The sequence below is a fragment of the Streptomyces sp. NPDC058662 genome (assembly GCF_042716255.1).
GTDB lineage: Bacteria > Actinomycetota > Actinomycetes > Streptomycetales > Streptomycetaceae > Streptomyces.
Map to the genome: position 1 here is coordinate 1 of NZ_JBHXRU010000108.1, position 19812 is coordinate 19812.

The following is a 19812-nucleotide window of genomic DNA, read 5'->3' on the forward strand; positions in this document are numbered from 1 at the left end:
GCCCCCGCACCGATCCGGGTGCGGGGGCCCTGCCGTCGCGTACGGCGGTGGTCAGCCCGTGTTGCGCAGGCCCGCGGCGACGCCGTTGACCGTGAGCAGCAGGGCGCGGGCGAGCAGGGGGTCCGCCTCCTCGCCCCGGGCGGCCGCGGCCCGCTGGCGGGCCAGCAGGGACACCTGGAGGTAGGAGATCGGGTCCAGGTAGGCGTCGCGCACGGCGAAGGTCTGCTGGAGCACGGGGTGGGAGTCCAGCAGCTTCTCCCCGCCGGTGATCCGCAGTACCTCGCGGACGGTGAGCTCGTGCTCGGCCTCGATGCGGTCGAAGACGTGCCGCAGCTCGTCGGGCACCAGGGTCTCGACGTAGTGGCGGGCGATCCGCAGGTCCGTCTTGGCCAGTGTCATCTCGACGTTGGACAGGAAGTTGCGGAAGAAGTGCCAGCGCTCGCCCATCTCGGCGAGGGCGTCGGCGTGGCCGGACTCCCGCAGGGCCTTGAGGCCGGAGCCGACGCCGTACCAGCCGGGGACGATCTGCCGGGACTGGGTCCAGCCGAACACCCACGGGATGGCACGCAGGCCGTCGAGGCCGGCGCCGGAGTCGGGGCGGCGGGAGGGCCGGGAGCCGAGGTGCAGGTCCGCGAGCTGGTCGACCGGGGTGGCGGCGAAGAAGTACGCCGGCAGGTCCGGGTCCTCGACGAGCGCGCGGTACGCGGCGTGCGCGGCGTCGGAGACGGTGTCCATCGCGGCGTCCCAGCGGGCGAGGGCCTCGTCGGACTGGCGGGGCGCGGTGTGCAGGGCGGAGGCCTGCAGGGTGGCGGCGACGGTCAGTTCGAGGTTCTCGCGGGCCAGCGAGGGGACGAGGTACTTGTCGGAGATGACCTCGCCCTGCTCGGTGACCTTGATCTCGCCCTCCAGCGTGCCCCAGGGCTGGGCGAGGATCGCGTCGTGCGAGGGGCCGCCGCCGCGGCCCACGGTGCCGCCGCGGCCGTGGAAGAGGCGCAGCCGCACCCCGTAGCGGTGGGCGACGTCGCGCAGTCGGCGCTGGGCGCGGTGGATCTCCCACTGGCTGGTGGTGATGCCGCCGAACTTGGAGGAGTCGGAGTAGCCGAGCATGACCTCCTGGACGTCCCCGCGCAGGGAGACCAGGCGCCGGTAGGAGGGGTCCGCGAGCATTTCGTCGAGGATGACGTCGGCGGCGCGGAGCTCGTCGGTGGTCTCCAGGAGCGGCACGATGCCGATCTTGGCCCAGCCGCCGTGGAGGTCGATCAGGCCGGCCTCGCGGGCGAGGACGGCGGCCGCGAAGACGTCGTCGGCGCCCTGGCACATCGAGATGATGTAGGACTCGATGACCTCGGGGCCGAACTTCTCGAAGGCGTCCTTGACGGCGCCGAACACGCCGAGCGTCTTGAGGCCGGCGGCGTCGAGCGGGGCCGGAGTCGGGGCCAGCGGCCGGCGGGAGCGGAGTTCCTTCGCGAGGAGCTTCTGGCGGTAGTCGCGCGGCATGTCGGCGTAGCGCCAGGACTCCTCGCCGAGCCGGTCGAAGAGCTGGCCCAGGGCGTGGTGGTGCGCGTCGGCGTGCTCGCGGACGTCCATGGTCGCGAGCTGGAGCCCGAAGGCGGCCAGGGTGCGGATGGTGCGGTCCATGCGGCCGTCGGCGAAGAGCGCGCCGCGGTGCTCGCGCAGGGAGGTCTGGATCAGGGTGAGGTCGGTGAGCAGTTCGGCCGTGCCGAGGTAGTCGCGGCCCTCTTCGTGGGGGGTGCCCTTCGCGAGGCGCTCGCGGGTGTTGACGAGCTTCTGCCGGATGCAGGTGGCCTTGAGGCGGTACGGCTCCTCGGCGTTCAGCCGCTTGTAGCGCGGGCTGATCTCGGGGAGGCGTTCCAGGTCGGCCTGGAGCGAGGCGAGGAGCTCCTCGGTGGCGCCGGTGTAGCGGATGGAGTTGGACAGCAGCCCGCGCAGGAAGTCGACGAGTTCGAGGGCGTCGGTGATGCCGTGCTCGTGCTGGAGGATCAGCACGTCGCGGGTGACCTCGGGGGTGACGTTGGGGTTGCCGTCGCGGTCGCCGCCGATCCAGGTGCCGAAGGTCAGCGGGCGGGTTCCGGCGGGCAGCTCGACGCCGACGCGCTGGAGTTCCGCGGCGAGGTCCTCCAGTACGTCGCCGACGGCGCCGGCGTGCAGCTCGTCGAGGTAGTAGATGGCGTTGCGGGCCTCGTCGGCGGGTTCGGGGCGGACCACGCGCAGTTCGTCGGTCTGCCACACGAGGTCGATGTTCTCCGCGAGGCGCAGGTCGTGGCGGCGGCGGTCGCCGGCGCCGGTGACGGGCTCCTCCAGGAGTGCGGCGATGCGGCGCAGCTTGTTCAGCACGCTGCGGCGGGCCGCCTCGGTGGGGTGCGCGGTGAAGACGGGCCGCACGTTGAGGTTCTTGACCGTCTCGCGCAGGTGCTCGGGGTCGGCGTCCTTGAGCATGTCCGCGGTGCGGGCGAGGAGGCTGCCCTCGGCGGCGCGGTGGGCGCGCAGCTCCTTGCCGCGGTGCACCTGCTCGGTGACGTTGGCGAGGTGGAAGTAGGTGGAGAAGGCGCGCACGAGCTTGGCGGCGGTCTCCAGGTCGGTGTCGCCGAGCAGCGCGGCGGCGGCTTCGCCGTCGGTGCGGGTGAGGGCGCGGACGCGTTCGACGAGATCGAGGAGGTCCTGGCCCTCCTGGCGTACGAGGGTCTCCCCGAGGAGGTCGCCGAGGCGGCGGATGTCCGCCCGCAGCCCCGCGTTGGCGGTGGCGGCCGGCGTGGCGGGGGCGGCCTGCTGGGGGGCCTGGGAGGCCTGGTCAGCACTGCTCACAGGTGCGGCTCCTTGCAGTGTTCGAGCGCTACTGGGCTGTGGGCTCCCGGCGGCGCGCGGCGCTGCCGCTCCTGATGCGCAGCTCGGGCTGCCCGTGCGGACCGCGCTGTCCGACGAGAACAGGATAGGTGTCCGATCCCGGTGCCTGGGCAAATGTCTCAGCAGTCGGCCGGGGTCGGGCCCCGGACGCGCCCCGCACAGCCGCTCCTCTTGCCCGGGGGTCCGCCTTTGCCATACTTACGATGCCGTAGGTTACGGGTCCGTAGGGTCCGTGATCCGGGCCCCCCGGCTGCCATCGGCCCGTACTCCTCTTCGACTCCTCACCCCCAGGGGACCTCCATGACCACCAGTCCCGATCTGACCGGGGACGCCTCCGCGTCCTCCGGCACATCAGCGTCCGAGCCGTCCGCGACGCTCGGCGGCGAGAACAAGCGGTCCGTCGAGCAGATCGCCCTCCTGCTGTTCATCACCGTCCCCTTCGTCGCCGTGCTGGCGGCGGTCCCGCTCGCCTGGGGCTGGGGGGTGAGCTGGCTGGACCTGGGCCTGATGGTCTTCATGTACTTCCTGGCCTGCCACGGCATCACCATCGGCTTCCACCGCTACTTCACGCACGGCTCCTTCAAGGCGAAGCGGCCGCTGCGGATCGCGCTGGCCGTGATGGGGTCGATGGCCGTGGAGGGCCCCCTCGTGCGCTGGGTGGCGGACCACCGCAAGCACCACAAGTACTCCGACCACGAGGGCGACCCGCATTCGCCGTGGCGGTTCGGGGAGACGCTGCCCGCGCTGATGAAGGGCCTGTGGTGGGCGCACATCGGCTGGCTCTTCGACGAGGAGCAGACCGATCAGCAGAAGTACGCCCCCGACCTGATCAAGGACCCGGCGATCCGGCGCATCTCGCGGGACTTCATCTTCTGGACGATGCTGTCGCTGGCGATCCCGCCGCTGGTGGGCGGTCTGGTGACGATGTCCTGGTGGGGCGCGTTCACGGCGTTCTTCTGGGGGTCCCTGGTGCGGGTGGCGCTGCTGCACCACGTGACCTGGTCGATCAACTCGATCTGCCACGCGGTGGGCAAGCGGCCCTTCAAGTCGCGGGACCGCTCGGGCAACGTGTGGTGGCTGGCGGTGCTCTCCTGCGGCGAGTCCTGGCACAACCTGCACCACGCCGATCCGACCTCGGCCCGCCACGGTGTCCTGCGCGGCCAGGTCGACTCCAGCGCGCGGCTGATCCGCTGGTTCGAGCAGCTGGGGTGGGCGACGGACGTGCGCTGGCCGTCGCAGGAGCGCGTCGACGCCCGGCGCAGGGAAATCGACGCGAACCCGGCATGATGGGGGGCGTGGCGATCGACGGCGAGAATTCCAGCAGCGACAAGCCCAGGCGCGGCCGCCGGGTCCGGATGACGGGCGCTGAGCGTCGTCAGCAGCTGCTGGACATCGGCCGGACCCTGTTCGCGGAGAAGGGCTTCGAAGGCACGTCGGTGGAGGAGATCGCGGCCAAGGCCGGGGTGTCGAAGCCGGTGGTGTACGAGCACTTCGGAGGCAAGGAGGGCCTGTACGCGGTCGTCGTGGACCGGGAGATGCGCCAGCTGCTGGACGGGGTCACCGGGGCGCTGACGGCCGGGCACCCGAGGGAGCTGCTGGAGCAGGCGGCCTTCGCGCTGCTGGACTACATCGAGTCGTACACGGACGGTTTCCGCATCCTCGTACGGGACTCCCCGGTCGCCCAGTCCACGGGTACCTTCGCCTCGCTGATCAGCGACATCGCCACGCAGGTCGAGGACATCCTGGGCCTGGAGTTCAAGGCGCGGGGGTTCGACCCGAAGCTGGCTCCGCTGTACGCCCAGGCGCTGGTGGGCATGGTGGCGCTGACGGGGCAGTGGTGGCTGGACGTGCGCCGCCCGAAGAAGGCGGAGGTCGCCGCGCACCTGGTGAACCTGGCCTGGCACGGGCTGGACGGCCTGGAGTCGAAGCCGCACCTGGTGGGCCGCCGCAAGAACTGACCCCGCGGCGTGCCGCGGGTGCGAGGGCGCCCCGCCACCGGACGTTCCGGTGGCGGGGCGCCGGGGCGTCGTGCCGCGCTCCGGGTCCGAACTCCTTCGGTCCCGGAGTCCTCCGGCCGCGGAATCCGTCAGTTCCGCAGTCTGTACGCGCCCTCCCCGGCTCCGCGGCGGGCGTGCGGCCCGCAGGCGGACGGGCAGGCCCCGCGCGCGGCGGGGAGGGACGGTTTGGAGAGCCGCGCCGCACGGCGGACGCCCCTGCGGGACCCGCGGGCCCGCCCGTCGGAGCCGGGCGGGACGACGGGCCGCATGCGGTCGGGGACAGGGCCGCCGTCGGGGACGGGACCGGGGTCGGGGACGGGGTCGGTCGGCACGGTCACGCCTCCTTGCGGGCGACGGCGAAGATGCGGCGGAACGGGAAGACGGTGCCGCGCGGCCCGGCCGGGTAGGACGCGCGCAGTCGGTCGCGGTACTCGGTGAGGAAGGCGTCCACGGCGTCCTTGTCGTCGCCGAGGGCGGTGAGCACGGGCCGCAGGGCGGTTCCCTTGACCCAGTCGAGCACCGGGTCGGGGCCCTGGAGGAGCTGGTGGTAGGTGGTCTCCCAGACGTCGGCGGCGCAGCCGAGTTCGGTGAACCGGGCGAGGTATTCGGCGGGTTCGAGCAGGTGGATGTAGCGGGCGCCGTGTCCGGCGAGCCGACCCCGCCAGCGCGGGGAGTCGCAGAGCTCGGCGAGCAGGGCGTGGCTGGGGGCGGTGAAGTTGCCGGGGATCTGGAAGGCGAAGGTTCCGCCCGGGCGCAGGCCGTTGATCCAGGCGCCGAAGGAGGCCGGGTGGCTGGGGACCCACTGGAGGGCGGCGTTGGAGACGATCAGGTCGTAGGGCTCCTCGGGGAGCCAGGTGCCGAGGTCCGCGCGGCGGAAGTCGAGGCTGCCGCCGCCCGGGGTGGGGCCGGCGTACTCCTCCGCGGCGCGGCGGAGCATCTCCGGGGAGAGGTCGAAGCCGGTGATGCGGGCGTCGGCCCACCGTCCGGCGAGGAGCGCGGTGACATTGCCGGGGCCGCAGCCGAGGTCGGCGATGCGGGCGGGACGGGTGGGCAGGTCGGGTATGCGGGTCAGCAGGTCCAAGAAGGGGCGGGTGCGGTGTCCGGCGTGCCGGAGGTACTGCTGGGGGTCCCAGGTGGGGGCGGAGGGAGCGGTGGCCGTGGGGATCCCGGCCTGTGCGGTATCGGAATACATGTTCGAGCCTCCCTGCTGGCGGGGCGGTCGGAAGCGGAAGCTGCTCCGGCCCCCTCCATGCCCCATGGTCGGTGCATTTATATCTCGTTCTCAAGATACTTCACATCGAGATACTTGGCGTCAAGAGACTTCACATCGACAGATCCCTTACACTGATCGGCATGGAGGACGAGGTCGACCGACTGGTCGCGGCATGGCGGCGGGAGCGCCCTGACCTCGACGTGGAACCGCTTGAGGTCCTGAGCCGCGTCAGCAGGCTCGCGCGCCACCTCGACCGGGCCCGCAGGCTGGCCTTCTCCGAGCACAACCTGGAGCCGTGGGAGTTCGACGTCCTGACGTCCCTGCGGCGCGCCGGCGCGCCCTACCAGCTCTCCCCCGGCCAATTGCTCACCCAGACCCTGGTCACCTCCGGAACCATGACCAACCGCATCGACCGGCTGGCCAAGAAGGGCCTCGTCGAGCGGCTCCCGGACCCCAGCGACCGGCGCGGGGTCCTGGTGCGGCTGACCCCCGAGGGCCGGGACCGCGCCGACCAGGCCCTCGCCGGCCTGCTGGCCCAGGAGCGGGCGATCCTGGCCCAGCTCTCGCAGCACCAGCGCGGCGACCTCGCCGCGCTGCTACGCCAGTTGACCGCTCCGTTCGACAACGTCCCCGGCTAGGTCCGCGGGCCGTACGCCCGCCCGCCGCGCCAGTGCCACCGCGGCCAGCGTGGAGTGCACCCCGAGCTTGCCCAGCACGTTCTGCATATGGGTACGGACGGTGTGCGGGGAGAGGAACAGCCGCGCGGCCACGTCCTTGCGCCCCAGCCCCGCCACCATGCAGCGCAGCACCTCGTGCTCGCGCGGGGTGAGCGACTCCACGAGTCGCTCGCTGTCCGTACGGTGCTTGCGCGCCGCGGTCAGCTCGCGGAGCACTCCTGTCAGCAGGGCGGGCGGCAGGTGGGTCTCCTCCCGCAGCACCCCCCGGACCACGGCCAGCAGGCGGGAGAGCGAGCAGTCCTTCGCCACCCAGCCCGAGGCTCCCGCCTGCAGGGCGACCGCCGCCCGGCGGGCGTCGTCGCGCTCGGCGAGCACCACGGTACGAACCCCGGGATGGGACACCCTCACCCCGGCGACCAGCGCGATCCCGTCGGTGCCGGGCGGCGGCGCAGCGGCGCCCGGGTCCCGTTGGGCGGGCACGGCCCCGGCGGCGCCGAGATCGGCGTCGACCAGCAGGACGTCGTAGCGGCGGCCCTCGGCCACCGCGCGTTCGAGGCAGCGCAGGGCGGCGGGACCGCTGCCCGCCGCGGACACGTCCACGTCGGGCTCGGCCGCGAGCGCGGCTGCGAGCGATTCGGCGAAGATGCGGTGATCGTCGACGACGAGAACCCGGATACGAACCACAAAACCCCCAAGGGTCGGGGAACGGACGGCGGCGGGTACGGCGCCCGGACCCGGTGCTCCACAGCTGCCCCGGCCGCCGCCGAGGCATCTCTGCACTACCCGGACCGGACGCCGTACCCGACGTGTCTCGACCCCTGAATCAACACCGGCCCCCACCGGTGCCACGCATCAGCGTAGGCCCGGGGGCGCCTCGCGGTTGGCCGAATAGCGGAAGTTTTTCCAGCGATTTTCCCGCACGGCCGTCCCGAACGACCCCTGCGGTGGCCGGAATTCGACCGCCCGCCGGAGCCCGTGCGGCACGGGGGCCGGCGTGTGCCCCGGGCAGTTGCACGAGGTCCCTTTCACCCGGCGTGTGCACGCCGGGCGCCCGCGCACGACGCCTGCCCCCCGCGCGCGGCGCACACACACGCGCGCCCCCCGCATCCAGAGATGCGGGGGGCGCGGGGGAAACCGCTGGTCCGGCCGGATCCGGACGGGTCAGGAGGTGTGGGCGCGGGCGAAGGTCCACGCGTCCGAGATGATGCCGGTGAGGTCCGAGCGGGTCGGGGTCCAGCCCAGGCGCTCGTGCGCCGTCCGCGCGGAGGCGACCAGCATCGCCGGGTCGCCCGCCCGGCGCGGGGCGACGACCTCCGGGATCTCGCGGCCGGTCACCTTGCGGACCGTCTCGACGACCTCGCGGACCGAGAAGCCGCTGCCGTTGCCCAGGTTGCAGATCAGGTGCTCCCCGCCGGTCGCGGCCCTCAGCGCGGCCAGGTGGGCCTGCGCCAGGTCGGCGACGTGGATGTAGTCGCGCACGCAGGTGCCGTCCGGGGTGGGGTAGTCCTCGCCGAACACAGAGATCGACTCGCGCTGCCCCAGGGCGACCTGGAGGACCAGCGGGATCAGGTGCGTCTCGGGCGCGTGCCGCTCACCGAACTCCCCGTACGCGCCGGCCACGTTGAAGTAGCGCAGCGAGACGGCGGCCAGGCCGTGCGCCACGCACTCCCCCGCGATCATGTGGTCCACGGCCAGCTTCGAGGCGCCGTACGGGTTGGTGGGCGCCGTCACCGAGGCCTCGGTGAGGAGCCCCTCCGTCGGCTCGCCGTAGGTGGCGGCGGTGGAGGAGAACACCAGCTTCCGCACGCCCGCCCCGCGCATGGCGGCGAGCAGGGCGAGGGTGCCGCCGACGTTGTTCTCCCAGTACTTGCCCGGGTTCACCACGGACTCGCCGACCTGCGAGGAGGCGGCGAAGTGCAGCACGGCCTCGTAGGAGTCGTCGAGGTACTCGGCGGCGTCCTGGATGCGGCCCTCGATGAAGGCGGCGCCCGCCGGGATCCCGGCGCGGAAGCCGGTGCTGAGGTCGTCGAGGACGGTGACCTCGTGTCCCGCCTCCAGCAGGTGGGCGGCGACGACGCTGCCGACGTATCCGGCGCCACCGGTGACCATGTACTTGAAGTGGGGGCCCTTGCTCACTGGCCTACTGCCTCTCGCGGGGGAACGCATTCGGTTGCCTGCACGTGCTGGTGACTGGCTTACCCGATTCGGCGCCCCCGGGGAAATCGGCGGCCCGGACCGGCGTCGCGGGCCCGGCAGGATCCGCGGGGGAGGACCTAGATGAGTGCGGAGGCCGGGCCAGGCGGCGCCGCGCGGTCCAGCAGGCCGGTACGGGCCGCCAGTGCGGCCGCCTCCAGCCGCGAGCCCACGCCCAGCTTCATCAGGACCCGCTGGACGTGCGTCCGCGCGGTGCTCGGCGCGATGGCCATGCCCGCGGCGATCAGCCGGGTGTCCTCGCCCTCGGCGACCCGGACCAGGACCTCCACCTCGCGCGGGGTCAGCAGCCGCAGCAGCCGGCTGCCCTCGTCGTCGGGCTGCGCGGCCGGGTTGAGGAGTTCCGCGAAGGCGCTCTGCAGGAGCTGCGGGGAGATCGCCACCTCGCCCGCCCGGGCCTTGGCCAGGGCCCGCTCCACGCCTTCGATGCGCTCGTCCTGGCGGACGTACCCCGAGGCCCCGGCGGCGAACGCGGCGGCGATGCCGCGCGGGCTGGGCACCGGGCCGAGCACGACGACGGCGATCTGCGGCCGCTCCCGCTTGATGCGGACGACGGGTTCGAAGACCCCCGGTTCGGCGGGGGCGGCCGTGCCCAGGAGGCAGACCTCCGGCGCCCGGCTGATCACCAGCTCGGCGGCGCCCGCGGCCGGGGCGGCCGCGGCGAGCACGCGGTGCCCGCGCAGTTTCAGGGCCGAGGCGAGCGCCTCGGCCAGCAGCCGGTGCTCGTCGACCACCACGACCCGTACGCCCATTGAGGCACCCCACCCCCACCCTTCTGACCCGGCAAGCTACACGCTTGTTCGACGGCGCGAGGGGGATACCGCGCAGAAGCCCCCGGAAGGACGGACCTTCCGGGGGCTCCTGGCGGTGGCGCTGCGGCCGGCTCAGCCCGTCTTGTACGAGACGAACAGGTACTCGGGGTCGCCGCCCCCGGAGTACGGCTTGCGCGCGTAGTGGCGGGAGATGAACAGCCGGCCGTTGCCGTACCGGTACTCGGCGCCGGTCGGCGTGACACCGGTCTCGATGCGCTGGCTGGCCCGGTCCCCCGGGTTCTCCATGAGGAGGGTCTCCTTCATGGTGTTGCCGTCGATGCTGACGATCTGGCCGCCCTTGTCGTACGGCGGGATCTTGTAGGCGATGACGTTCGACCCGTCCATGCGCAGCGGCATGATCTGGTAGCGCTCGCCCGCGTCGGCGCGGTCGGTGGTCTGCTTGCCGGTCGCCAGGTCGAAGGAGAGCAGCTCGTTGGTGCGGGCGCCGCTGGGGTCCTGGCCCTGGTGCTCGTAGGAGGGCACGTAGACCTTGCCGTTGCCGACGACCATGTTGAGGCACTGCTCGACCTCGGTGGCGGGGCACTTGGGGTTGAAGTTGCCCGAGGCCAGCGAGATGCGCGCCGTGAGCTGGCCCGCGTCGTCGAGGACGAAGAGGTCGCTGACGTTGGTGGCGTTCTTCGCGGTACCGCCCACGTTGGCCGCGACGATCAGCGGCTTGGTGGAGATGATGCCGGCCCACTCGATGCCGGCGGAGAGCTTGTACGTGGACTTCGGCGCGCCGGTGGCCGGGTCGAGGGACTGCGCGTGCAGGGTCTGGTTGGGGCTGCGGCCGCACTTGCGCAGGACCGCGAGGGCCTCGCCGCCCGCGTAGCCGAGGTCGTAGCAGCCCTCGCCGTCGACCTTGGGCTGCCACAGGGGCTTGCCGTCGGCCAGGTTCCAGGCGGCGCCGCCCGAGAGGCCGCCCGCGGCGACGGTCTGGCCGCTGAGGGAGACCTCGGAGAAGGTCACGTTCTTGTCGCCGCCGGTGCTGGACTTGGCGGCGGCGGACCACAGGAGCTTGCCGGTGCCCAGGTCGATGACGCCGACCTTGGTGCACGGCTGGTACTTCTTCTCGGGCGTCGGCAGGGCCTCTTCGAAGAGGATCGCCGTCTTGTTGTCGGTGATGTGGCGGGTCGCCGCGCAGACCTGGGCGGGGAGCGGGATCTCCCACTTCTTGCCGCCGTCGACGAGGTTGTAGCCGACGACCTTCGCCACGTCGGACTTGACGTAGGTGGAGTCGGTGAGCCAGGAGCCCTTGACCGTCACCTGCTCCTCGGGCGCCGGCAGCGGCAGGTTCAGCAGGGGCTTCGACTTGGGGTTGGCCGGGACCTTCTCGGTTCCGCCCGCGCCCGCCTGGGGCTTGTCGCCGTCCGGGGAGCCGCTGGGGCCGCCGTCCGCGGTGTTCTGGCGGGCGCCGCCGCTGTCGTCGGAGACGTACCAGAAGCCGCCGCCGATGATGAGGACGATGGCCAGCAGGGCCGCGCCGACGATCATCAGCTGGGTGCGCACCTCGTTGCCGCCGCCCGGGCCGGCGGGGGGCGCGGCCGCGGCCATGGGCGCGGTGGGCGCGCCGTACGGGGCGGGGGCGCCGGGCTGCGGGTAGCCGTAACCGGCGGGCTGCTGCTGCGGGACCGTCGGCGGCTGCTGCGGCGGGGGCGAGGGTGTCGGGGGCTGCTGCGGGGGCGGCGGGGGCGCGCCGAACCCGCCGGGCTGCTGCGGGGCCGGCGTGGGGGCGCCGAACCCGCCTGCGGGCGGCTGGCCGGGGGGCGTGGGGGCGCCGTACCCGCCGGGCGGCGGCTGGTGGGGGGGCGGCGGGGTGCTCATCGGTTGCTACTGCCTCTCGTGGGCGGCTCGGTGGACGCGTTCACTTGCCGAAGACCATCAGGAGCTTCTCGTCCTTGCCCTTGGCCTGCAGGCGCGTGGCCGAGAGGAAGAACCGGCCGTCCGCGTAGTGGACCAGCGGGGAGAAGAAGGAGTTCTCCACCTCCGCGGCCGGGCCGGACGGGTGGCGCAGTACCGCGGTGGGGGTGCCTCCGGCCGCCGGTACGGTGAGGACCTCGCCGGCGTGGTCGTAGCCCGCCTGGCGGTAGAAGACCAGCTGTCCGCCCGCGGCCTTGAGCGGGCGGATGGTGCGCTTCTCCCCCGCGGGGGTGCGCCACTTGGCCTTGCCGGTGCTGAGGTCGAAGGCGACGATCTCGTTGCCCACGCCGACCTCCGGGGAGGTGGGCAGGTACAGGACGTCCCCGTCGACCGCGGCCGGCCGGCACGTCATCAGGTCGCGGTCGCCCAGCCCGCAGCCGGAGGCGAAGTTGCCCTCGCCGGTGACCTGGCTGCGCAGCTTGCCGTCGGGGCCGAGGACCACGATGGCGCGCTGCTTCTTGGCCTGGTCGGAGACGTCGACGACGATGGGGTCCACGGAGTAGACGTTGGTGACCTTCAGGCCCTTGGCGAGCCGGTAGGACCAGGTCTTCTTGCCGGTGGCGGGGTCCGCGTCCTGGATCTCGACGGTGCTGTCCGCGTCCTGGCAGGTGGCGACGGCGATCATCTTGCCCTTGTCGGCGGCGTAGCTGTTGGCCTTGCAGCCCTCGGAGCCGCTGCCGGCGAAGAGCCTGTCACCGGTGCTGACCTTGAAGGCGCTGGTGGAGATGAACCGGTTGATCGCGACGGTGTCCCCGGTGATCGTCGGGGAGGCGTCCGTCATGATGTCGAACATGCCCTCCTTGGGTACCTCCTTGGTCCAGCCCTCCTTGCCCGCCTTGAGGTCGATCATCTTCATCTGGTTGCAGACGGCGCCGTCGCCGTCGCCGTCCTTGACCACGACGACGGTCTTGCCGTCCTCGGTGGTCTGGCCGGTCACCCCGCAGACCTCGGCAGGGAAGTCGATCTTCCACTTCTCCTTGCCGTCGGTCACGGCGTAGCCGACGAGGGACTTCCAGACGGTCTTGGCGACGGTGTCGCCGACCACCCACTGGCCCTTCGCCCCGACGCCGAGGCCGGGTCCGTCGACCTTGCTCGTCTTGAGCCAGAGGACCTTGTCCTCGCCCTGCTTGCGGCCGGAGTTGAGGTCGGCCTCCGCGCCGCCGTCGCCGCTGCCGTCGCCGTTGTCCACGGAGGCGGAGGGCTCGGCGCCGGAGGGCGGGGAGCTCTGCGCGACGGGCGGGGCGGGGTCCTTGCCGTCGCCGTCGTTGAAGAAGGCGAAGTACGTGCCCGCTCCGAGGACGAGGACGCCGGCGACCGCGGCGGCGACCAGCACGGTCGCCTTCCTCCCCGGCGCGCCGGGGGCACCCGGCGGCATGGTGGGCGGGCCGGGGGGCGCCGGCGGGTAGCCGGGGCCGGGCTGCTGCGGGGCGCCGTACGGGGGCTGCTGCGGCTGCTGCGCGTACGGGGGCTGCTGCGGCTGCTGCGCGTACGGGTTGGCGCCCTGCGGGGGCTGGCCGTAACCGCTCGGCGGCGGGCCGGGCAGGTGCCCGTAACCGGAAGGTGTCGGCGGCTGGTTCGGCGGCTGGGGCGGCTCGGTCATCAGCGCACACTTTCGGCATCAGGGGGTGGGGAGGATGCCCTTTCTATCACTGACGGCGTACATGCATCGGGCCGGTCCGCCCCCTGTACCCAAGGGAGGACCGGCCCGTGACACCGCCGTTATCAGGCCAGTTGGCCCGTGCGCGGGCCGCCGCGGGCCCGCTCCGGGACGAGGGGACTACGCCTCCTCGGCCAGCTCCAGCCAGCGCATCTCCAACTCGTCCCGCTCCGAGAGCAGTTCCCGCAGCTGCGTGTCGAGCTTGGCCACCTTGTCGTAGTCGGTGGAGTTCTCCGCGATCTGGGCGTGCAGGTTGCCCTCGCGGTCGGACAGCTTGTTCAGCTGCCGCTCGATCTTCTGGAGCTCCTTCTTCGCCGCGCGGGCGTCATTGGAGGAGGTGGACTTCGCGGCGGCGGCCGGGGCGGGCGCCGGGGCGGCCGCCTCGATCATCCGCTGCCGGCGCTCCAGGTACTCGTCCAGGCCGCGCGGGAGCATGCGCAGGCTCGCGTCCCCGAGCAGCGCCATCACCGTGTCGGTGGTGCGCTCGATGAAGAACCGGTCGTGGGAGATCACGATCATGGATCCCGGCCAGCCGTCGAGGAGGTCCTCCAGCTGGGTCAGGGTCTCGATGTCGAGGTCGTTGGTCGGCTCGTCGAGGAAGAGGACGTTGGGCTCGTCCATCAGCAGGCGCAGGATCTGCAGCCGGCGCCGCTCGCCGCCGGAGAGGTCGCCGACCGGCGTCCACTGCTTCTCCTTGGTGAAGCCGAACTGCTCGCACAGCTGGCCCGCGGTCATCTCCCGGCCCTGGCCGAGGTCGACGCGGTCGCGTACGCGCTGCACCGCCTCCAGGACCCGCAGGGACGGGTCGAGCTCGCCGACCTCCTGGGAGAGGTAGGCCAGCTTGACGGTCCTGCCCACGGAGACCTTGCCCGCGGCCGGCTGGACCTCGCCCTGGGTGCGGGCGGCCTCGGCCAGCGCGCGCAGCAGGGAGGTCTTGCCGGCTCCGTTGACGCCGACGAGGCCGATGCGGTCGCCGGGGCCGAGGTGCCAGGTCAGGTGCTTGAGGAGGGTCTTCGGGCCGGCCTGGACGGTGACGTCCTCCAGCTCGAACACGGTCTTGCCGAGCCGGGCGTTGGCGAAGCGCATCAACTCCGAGCGGTCGCGCGGCGGCGGCACGTCGGCGATGAGCTCGTTGGCCGCCTCGATGCGGTAGCGGGGCTTGGAGGTCCGGGCGGGGGCGCCGCGGCGCAGCCAGGCCAGCTCCTTGCGCATCAGGTTCTGCCGCTTGGACTCCTCGGTGGCGGCGATCCGGTCCCGCTCGGCGCGGGCGAAGACGTAGTCGCTGTAGCCGCCCTCGTACTCGTGCACGTCACCGCGCTGCACGTCCCACATGCGGGTGCAGACCTGGTCGAGGAACCAGCGGTCGTGGGTGACGCAGACCAGGGCGGAGCGGCGTTCCTGGAGGTGCGCGGCCAGCCAGGAGATGCCCTCGACGTCGAGGTGGTTGGTGGGCTCGTCGAGGACCAGCAGGTCCTGGTCGGCGATGAGCAGCTTGGCGAGCGCGATGCGGCGGCGCTCGCCTCCGGAGAGCGGGCCGATGACGGTGTCGAGTCCCTGGCCGAAGCCGGGCAGGTCGAGGCCGCCGAAGAGCCCGGTCAGCACGTCGCGGATCTTGGCGTTGCCGGCCCACTCGTGGTCGGCCATGTCGCGGATGATCTCGTGGCGGATGGTGGCCGCGGGGTCGAGGGAGTCGTGCTGGGTGAGGACGCCCATGCGCAGGCCGCTGTTCTGGGTGACCCGGCCGGTGTCCGGTTCCTCCAGCTTGGCCAGCATCCGGATGAGGGTGGTCTTGCCGTCGCCGTTGCGGCCGACGACACCGATCCGGTCCCCCTCGGACACGCCGAGGGAGATGCCGTCGAGCAGGGTACGTGTGCCGTACACCTTGCTGACTGCCTCGACATTGACCAGATTGACGGCCATCAGACGCGCTCCAGGGAAGGGGTGTGGATCAGCCCCTCAGCCTAACCCTCCGCGCCGGGGCGGATCGTTCCACCAGCAGCCAGCCGCCCAGCGCCATCGCGATCGCGGCGGGCGCCGTGACGGGAACGGCGACGAGGGTGGCGCTGTGCCCGTCGAGGAGCCCGCCCAGCCCGGTCGTCGACAGTCCGAGGACCCCGAGCAGGCAGAGCACGGTCCCGAGGGCGGCGAGCGGTCCGGCGGCCCGCCGCGGGACCGCGGCCGGGCCCGGCCGGGCGGGCGCCTCGAAACGCCGGAACAGGGCGACGAACGCGCAGGTCGTCGCCAGCGCGGCGAGGAACCGCGGCGGTACCTGCGCCCACCAGGCGCCGCTCGCCGGCTCCGGCAGTTCCGGGCCGAGCGCCAGCTGGACCCCGTACACGCAGAGCATGGCGGTCAGGTGCCACAGGAACGCGGTCATGGCGACGCCGTTGGCCGCGACGACCCCGCGCCAGACGCGCGGCCGGCGCAGCCACGCGGCCGCTGGTCCCGCCGCCAGTTGGACGGCGCCGACCAGCCACAGGCCGTGGCACAGCAGCGCGACCGTGGGCGGGGCCATGTTGGAGACCTTCTCGCCGGGCATCCCGACCATGGACAGCGGGTACGGGCCCCACGCCACCGCGGCCGCCGCGCCGGCCAGGCCGGCGGCGGCGAGCGCGGCGGGCACCCGGATCCGCCCGTCGGCGCGCAGGAAGCCGAGCTGGTGGACGGCGAGCCAGACGAAGGCGAAGTTCAGGAACGCGACGTACGGGACCCCGTACGCGAAGCGCAGGACGTCCACCAGCACGGCAGCTCCCGCCAGCCCGGCGAAGGCCGCCCAGCCGGCGCGCTCGTGCAGCCGCAGCAGGGGCGGGGTGAGGGCCACCATGGCCAGGTAGATCCCGATGAACCAGAGCGGCTGGGTGACCACCCGCAGCGCGGCCCCGGTCAGCCGGCCGTCGCCGCGGCCCGCGAGCTGCACGGCCAGCGCGACCGAGGCCCACACCAGCACGAACACGAGGGTGGGCCGCAGCAGCCGCTGGAGGCGGGCCCGCAGGAAGAGCGCGTACACGGGCCCGCCGGTGCGGCGCTCCAGGGACCGGTAGGACAGGGCGTGCGAGAAGCCGCCGACGAAGAAGAAGACGGGCATGACCTGGAGCCCCCAGGTCAGCACCTGGAGCGCGGGCACCACGGCCAGCAGGTTCCCCATGCCGTCCGCGCTGACGGCGGCCATCAGCCAGTGGCCGCACACCACCACGGCCAGCGAGGCGACGCGGAGCAGGTCGGTGTACCGGTCCCGGCCGGCGGGCGTGGCCTCGGCGGCGGCGCGTGCGCTGACTGTCATGCCCCCACGGTCGCCGGGCGGCGGACCGCCCGACAGGGCGCGGGTACTCAACTCGGCGTAGGTACGGGCCCCCTCGGCCCTGCCGGCCCGGGGGCGGTGCGGGGGCCGCGGGCCGGCCCGGGGGCCGCCGCCCGGTGCGGGGGCGGGCCGGGGGCCGCCGTCCGGTGCGGGGGCGGGCCGGGGGCGGGCCGTTTCGGGCCGCGCCTCCGGGGTGGTCAGGCGGTCGCGAGGACCGTCGCGCCCGGGGCCGGGCCGGACGCCACGCGCGTGGCCCGGCAGGTGCCCGAGGCCTCCAGCGCCGCCGCCACCTCCGCGGCCGCCTCCGCGTCCCGGACCAGGAACGCCGTCGTGGGCCCCGAGCCCGAGACCAGCCCCGCCAGCGCACCGCCGGCGGCGCCCCGCGCCAGAGTGTCGGCCAGCTGCGGGCGCAGCGACAGCGCCGCCGGCTGGAGGTCGTTGGCCAGGGCCCCCGCCAGCGCGTCCGCGTCCCCCGCCGCGAGGGCCGCGAGCAGCGCGGGCGAGGCCTCGGGCTCCGGGATCCGCCGGCCGGCGGCGAGCCGGTCGAACTCGCGGAACACGGCCGGGGTGGACAGGCCGCCGTCGGCCACGGCGAACACCCAGTGGAACGTACCGGCCTCCACCGGGGTGAGCAGCTCGCCCCGCCCGGTGCCCAGCGCCGCCCCGCCGACCAGGCTGAACGGGACGTCGCTGCCCAGCTCCGCGCAGATGTCCAGCAGTTCCGCCCGCGGGGTGTCCAAACCCCACAGGGCGTCGCACGCCAGCAGGGCCGCCGCGCCGTCCGCGCTGCCGCCCGCCATGCCGCCCGCGACCGGGATGTTCTTGGCGATGTGCAGGTGGACGGCGGGCACCGTGCCGGTCCGCTTCCCGAGGATCTCCGCGGCGCGCGCGGCGAGGTTGGTGCGGTCCAGGGGGACCTGCTCCGCGTCCGGGCCCTCGCAGGTGACGGTCAGCGCGTCGGCGGGGGTCGCCGTCACCTCGTCGTACAGCGAGACGGCGAGGAAGACGTTGGCCAGGTCGTGGAAGCCGTCGGGGCGGGCCGCGCCCACCGCCAGCTGGACGTTGACCTTCGCGGGGACGCGTACGGTCACGCGGTTCACAGGGCGGGCCTCTCCTGCGCGGGCTTGTGCTCGGCGATCGCGGCGAACTGCTCCACCGTCAGGGACTCCCCGCGCGCCTGCGGCGAGACGCCCGCGGCGACCAGCGCGGCCTCGGCGCCCGGCGCGGATCCGGCCCAGCCGGCCAGCGCGGCGCGCAGGGTCTTGCGGCGCTGGGCGAAGGCCGCGTCCACGACCGCGAAGACCTCGGCCTTCGAGGCGGTGGTGTTGATCGGCTCGGTGCGCCGGACCAGCGAGACCAGCCCGGAGTCGACGTTCGGCGCGGGCCAGAACACCTTGCGGCCGATGGCGCCGGCGCGCTTGACGTCCGCGTACCAGTTGGCCTTGACGGAGGGCACCCCGTACACCTTGTTGCCCGGCTCGGCGGCGAGCCGGTCGGCGACCTCGGCCTGCACCATGACCAGGGTGCGCTCGATGCTCGGGAAGCGGTCGAGCATGGTCAGCAGCACGGGGACGGCCACGTTGTACGGCAGGTTCGCGACGAGCGCGGTCGGCGCCGGGCCGGGCAGCTCGGTCACGAGCATGGCGTCGGAGTGGACGAGCGCGAAGCGGTCCTTGCGGGCGGGCAGCCGCGCCTCGATGGTGGCGGGCAGCGCCGCCGCGAGGATGTCGTCGATCTCGACGGCGGTCACCCGGTCGGCGACCTCCAGCAGCGCGAGGGTCAGAGAGCCCAGCCCCGGCCCCACCTCGACGACCACGTCGTCCGGGCGGACGCCTGCGGTCCGCACGATACGGCGCACCGTGTTGGCGTCGATGACGAAGTTCTGCCCCTTCTGCTTCGTCGGCCGCACCCCGAGGGCGGCGGCCAGCTCCCGGATGTCGGCCGGGCCGAGGAGGGCGTCGGAGGGGGTCTCGTTGGGCTGCTGCTCTGCGGTGCTCACCGGTAAAGCCTACGGCCGCAGTGGGGCCACGGACTCGCCCCCCGTTGCACGTAGAGCTTCTTGGCCCGGTACGTCTGCTCCGCGCCCGACGCGTCCTGGGGGCGGCCGGAGCCGCCGAGGCCCTGCCAGGTGCGGACGTCGAACTGGTACAGGCCGCCGTAGGTGCCCGAGGGGTCGGTGGCGGAGGGGCGGCCGCCGGACTCGCACTGGGCGAGGGCCGCCCAGTCGAGGCCGTCGGCGCCGGAGACGGAGGTCGGCAGCGGTCTCGTGCCGACCTTGACGAGCTGGGTGACGGGCTCGCGGACGACCTCCTCCGCGATGCGCCGGGGCTTCTGGCGGACCCCGTTGACGGTGCGCAGGCCGTAGGTGACGCGGCGGGCCCCGGGCCGGCCGGCGCGCTCGACGACCTCGGTGCCGGCGAACAGGCCCGGGTCCTCCACCCTCTCGGTCGCGTACGGGATGCGCTCCTCGCGGACCTCACGGGTCCCGGTGATGCGCAGGACGGTGACGGTCTGTCCGTCGCGGGGGAAGGTGTCCGGGGGGACGGAGGTGGCGTCCTGCCCGTGCAGGGAGATGCCGGCCTGGTCGAGGGCTTCCTGGACGGTGGCGGCGTTGGTGCGGATGGTGCGCTCGCGTCCGTCGGCCATGAAGGTCACGCTGCGCTCGGTGCGGACGCTGAGGGCCAGGCCGGCGCGCGGGACCGGGGCCGTGCGCGGGGCGGAGAGGTAGGCGCCCTCGGCGCGGACGCCGAACTGGCGCAGCGCGCCCTCGACGGTGCGGGCGGTGGTCCACACCTCGCGCCGCTGTCCGTCGAGGGTCAGGCGCAGGGGGCGGCCGTAGCGGACGACCACCTCCTCGCCGTCGTCGAGGGCCTCGCCGGGGGCGGGGGCGACGAGGTCGTGGGGTCCGATGCCGACGCCTTCGGCGGCAAGGAGCTCCCCGACGCCGTCGGCGAAGGTGTGCAGGGTCCTCGGTACGCCGTCCACGGTCAGGCGGACCGATTTGTCGGCGGCCACGAAGGCGGAGGTGCCGCCCGCGAGGAAGGCGACGACCAGCGCCTGGGGCACGATGCGCCGCCAGGTCCCGGCCGGCGAGGGCGCCCCGGCGGCGGGGCCGCGTGCCGCGCGCCTGCCGGCCGCGCCCCGCCGGTGGGCGCGGCCACCGGC

General features: G+C 73.6%; 15 protein-coding genes. 3 read left to right on the forward strand and 12 right to left on the reverse strand.

Annotated elements, in window-relative coordinates; all coding sequences use genetic code 11:
- Positions 1-51: 51 nt before the first annotated feature.
- Positions 52-2823, reverse strand: coding sequence for a phosphoenolpyruvate carboxylase (gene ppc / locus ACFWUQ_RS26895; protein WP_384543009.1), 2772 nt, complete (start codon positions 2821-2823; stop codon positions 52-54).
- Between the two features lie 339 nt (positions 2824-3162).
- On the opposite strand from ppc, the gene ACFWUQ_RS26900 reads away from it, so the two are divergent.
- Together ACFWUQ_RS26900 and ACFWUQ_RS26905 are read left to right on the forward strand one after the other, a co-directional pair.
- Positions 3163-4149, forward strand: coding sequence for an acyl-CoA desaturase (locus tag ACFWUQ_RS26900; protein ID WP_384543011.1), 987 nt, complete (start codon positions 3163-3165; stop codon positions 4147-4149).
- The gene (locus tag ACFWUQ_RS26905; RefSeq protein ID WP_384543014.1) at positions 4146-4820 is read left to right on the forward strand and encodes a TetR family transcriptional regulator; all 675 of its coding nucleotides are present in this window, start codon (positions 4146-4148) and stop codon (positions 4818-4820) included. The genes ACFWUQ_RS26900 and ACFWUQ_RS26905 overlap by 4 nt, the downstream gene beginning before the upstream one ends.
- A gap of 373 nt (positions 4821-5193) precedes the next feature.
- Here ACFWUQ_RS26905 and ACFWUQ_RS26910 read toward each other — a convergent pair whose 3' ends face one another.
- Entirely contained in the window at positions 5194-6051 is an 858-nt protein-coding gene (locus tag ACFWUQ_RS26910; protein ID WP_384543017.1) for a trans-aconitate 2-methyltransferase, read from the reverse strand.
- Positions 6052-6212: 161 nt separating this feature from the next.
- Here ACFWUQ_RS26910 and ACFWUQ_RS26915 point away from each other — a divergent pair, with 161 nt between their 5' ends.
- The gene (locus tag ACFWUQ_RS26915) at positions 6213-6710 is read left to right on the forward strand and encodes a MarR family winged helix-turn-helix transcriptional regulator (RefSeq protein WP_384543020.1); all 498 of its coding nucleotides are present in this window, start codon (positions 6213-6215) and stop codon (positions 6708-6710) included.
- Here ACFWUQ_RS26915 and ACFWUQ_RS26920 read toward each other — a convergent pair.
- The 10 genes from ACFWUQ_RS26920 to ACFWUQ_RS26965 form a co-directional block, all read right to left on the reverse strand.
- On the reverse strand, positions 6669-7433 hold the full coding sequence (locus tag ACFWUQ_RS26920) for a LuxR C-terminal-related transcriptional regulator (protein ID WP_384543023.1): 765 nt from the start codon (positions 7431-7433) through the stop codon (positions 6669-6671). The genes ACFWUQ_RS26915 and ACFWUQ_RS26920 overlap by 42 nt on opposite strands.
- A gap of 477 nt (positions 7434-7910) precedes the next feature.
- Positions 7911-8858, reverse strand: a complete 948-nt coding sequence (gene galE, locus ACFWUQ_RS26925) for a UDP-glucose 4-epimerase GalE (protein WP_384543045.1) — start codon at positions 8856-8858, stop codon at positions 7911-7913.
- Between the two features lie 164 nt (positions 8859-9022).
- Positions 9023-9712 carry a response regulator transcription factor gene (locus tag ACFWUQ_RS26930; RefSeq protein ID WP_384543026.1) on the reverse strand — a complete coding sequence of 230 codons (690 nt, stop codon included), beginning with the start codon at positions 9710-9712 and terminating at the stop codon, positions 9023-9025.
- Between the two features lie 132 nt (positions 9713-9844).
- Positions 9845-11596 carry a PQQ-binding-like beta-propeller repeat protein gene (locus ACFWUQ_RS26935; protein WP_384543029.1) on the reverse strand — a complete coding sequence of 584 codons (1752 nt, stop codon included), beginning with the start codon at positions 11594-11596 and terminating at the stop codon, positions 9845-9847.
- Positions 11597-11636: 40 nt separating this feature from the next.
- Positions 11637-13292 carry a PQQ-binding-like beta-propeller repeat protein gene (locus tag ACFWUQ_RS26940; protein WP_384543032.1) on the reverse strand — a complete coding sequence of 552 codons (1656 nt, stop codon included), beginning with the start codon at positions 13290-13292 and terminating at the stop codon, positions 11637-11639.
- A gap of 177 nt (positions 13293-13469) precedes the next feature.
- The gene (locus ACFWUQ_RS26945; protein WP_384543035.1) at positions 13470-15269 is read right to left on the reverse strand and encodes an ABC-F family ATP-binding cassette domain-containing protein; all 1800 of its coding nucleotides are present in this window, start codon (positions 15267-15269) and stop codon (positions 13470-13472) included.
- A 28-nt stretch (positions 15270-15297) separates the two neighbouring features.
- Positions 15298-16629 (reverse strand): acyltransferase family protein, encoded by a 1332-nt coding sequence (locus ACFWUQ_RS26950; RefSeq protein ID WP_384543037.1) that lies wholly within the window; start codon positions 16627-16629, stop codon positions 15298-15300.
- A gap of 215 nt (positions 16630-16844) precedes the next feature.
- Positions 16845-17738, reverse strand: a complete 894-nt coding sequence (locus tag ACFWUQ_RS26955; protein WP_384543047.1) for a 4-(cytidine 5'-diphospho)-2-C-methyl-D-erythritol kinase — start codon at positions 17736-17738, stop codon at positions 16845-16847.
- A gap of 5 nt (positions 17739-17743) precedes the next feature.
- The gene (rsmA, locus tag ACFWUQ_RS26960; RefSeq protein ID WP_384543040.1) at positions 17744-18646 is read right to left on the reverse strand and encodes a 16S rRNA (adenine(1518)-N(6)/adenine(1519)-N(6))-dimethyltransferase RsmA; all 903 of its coding nucleotides are present in this window, start codon (positions 18644-18646) and stop codon (positions 17744-17746) included.
- A partial coding sequence (locus ACFWUQ_RS26965) for a ubiquitin-like domain-containing protein (protein ID WP_384543043.1) occupies positions 18643-19812 on the reverse strand: 1170 nt, incomplete at its 5' end. The genes ACFWUQ_RS26965 and rsmA, both read right to left, overlap by 4 nt.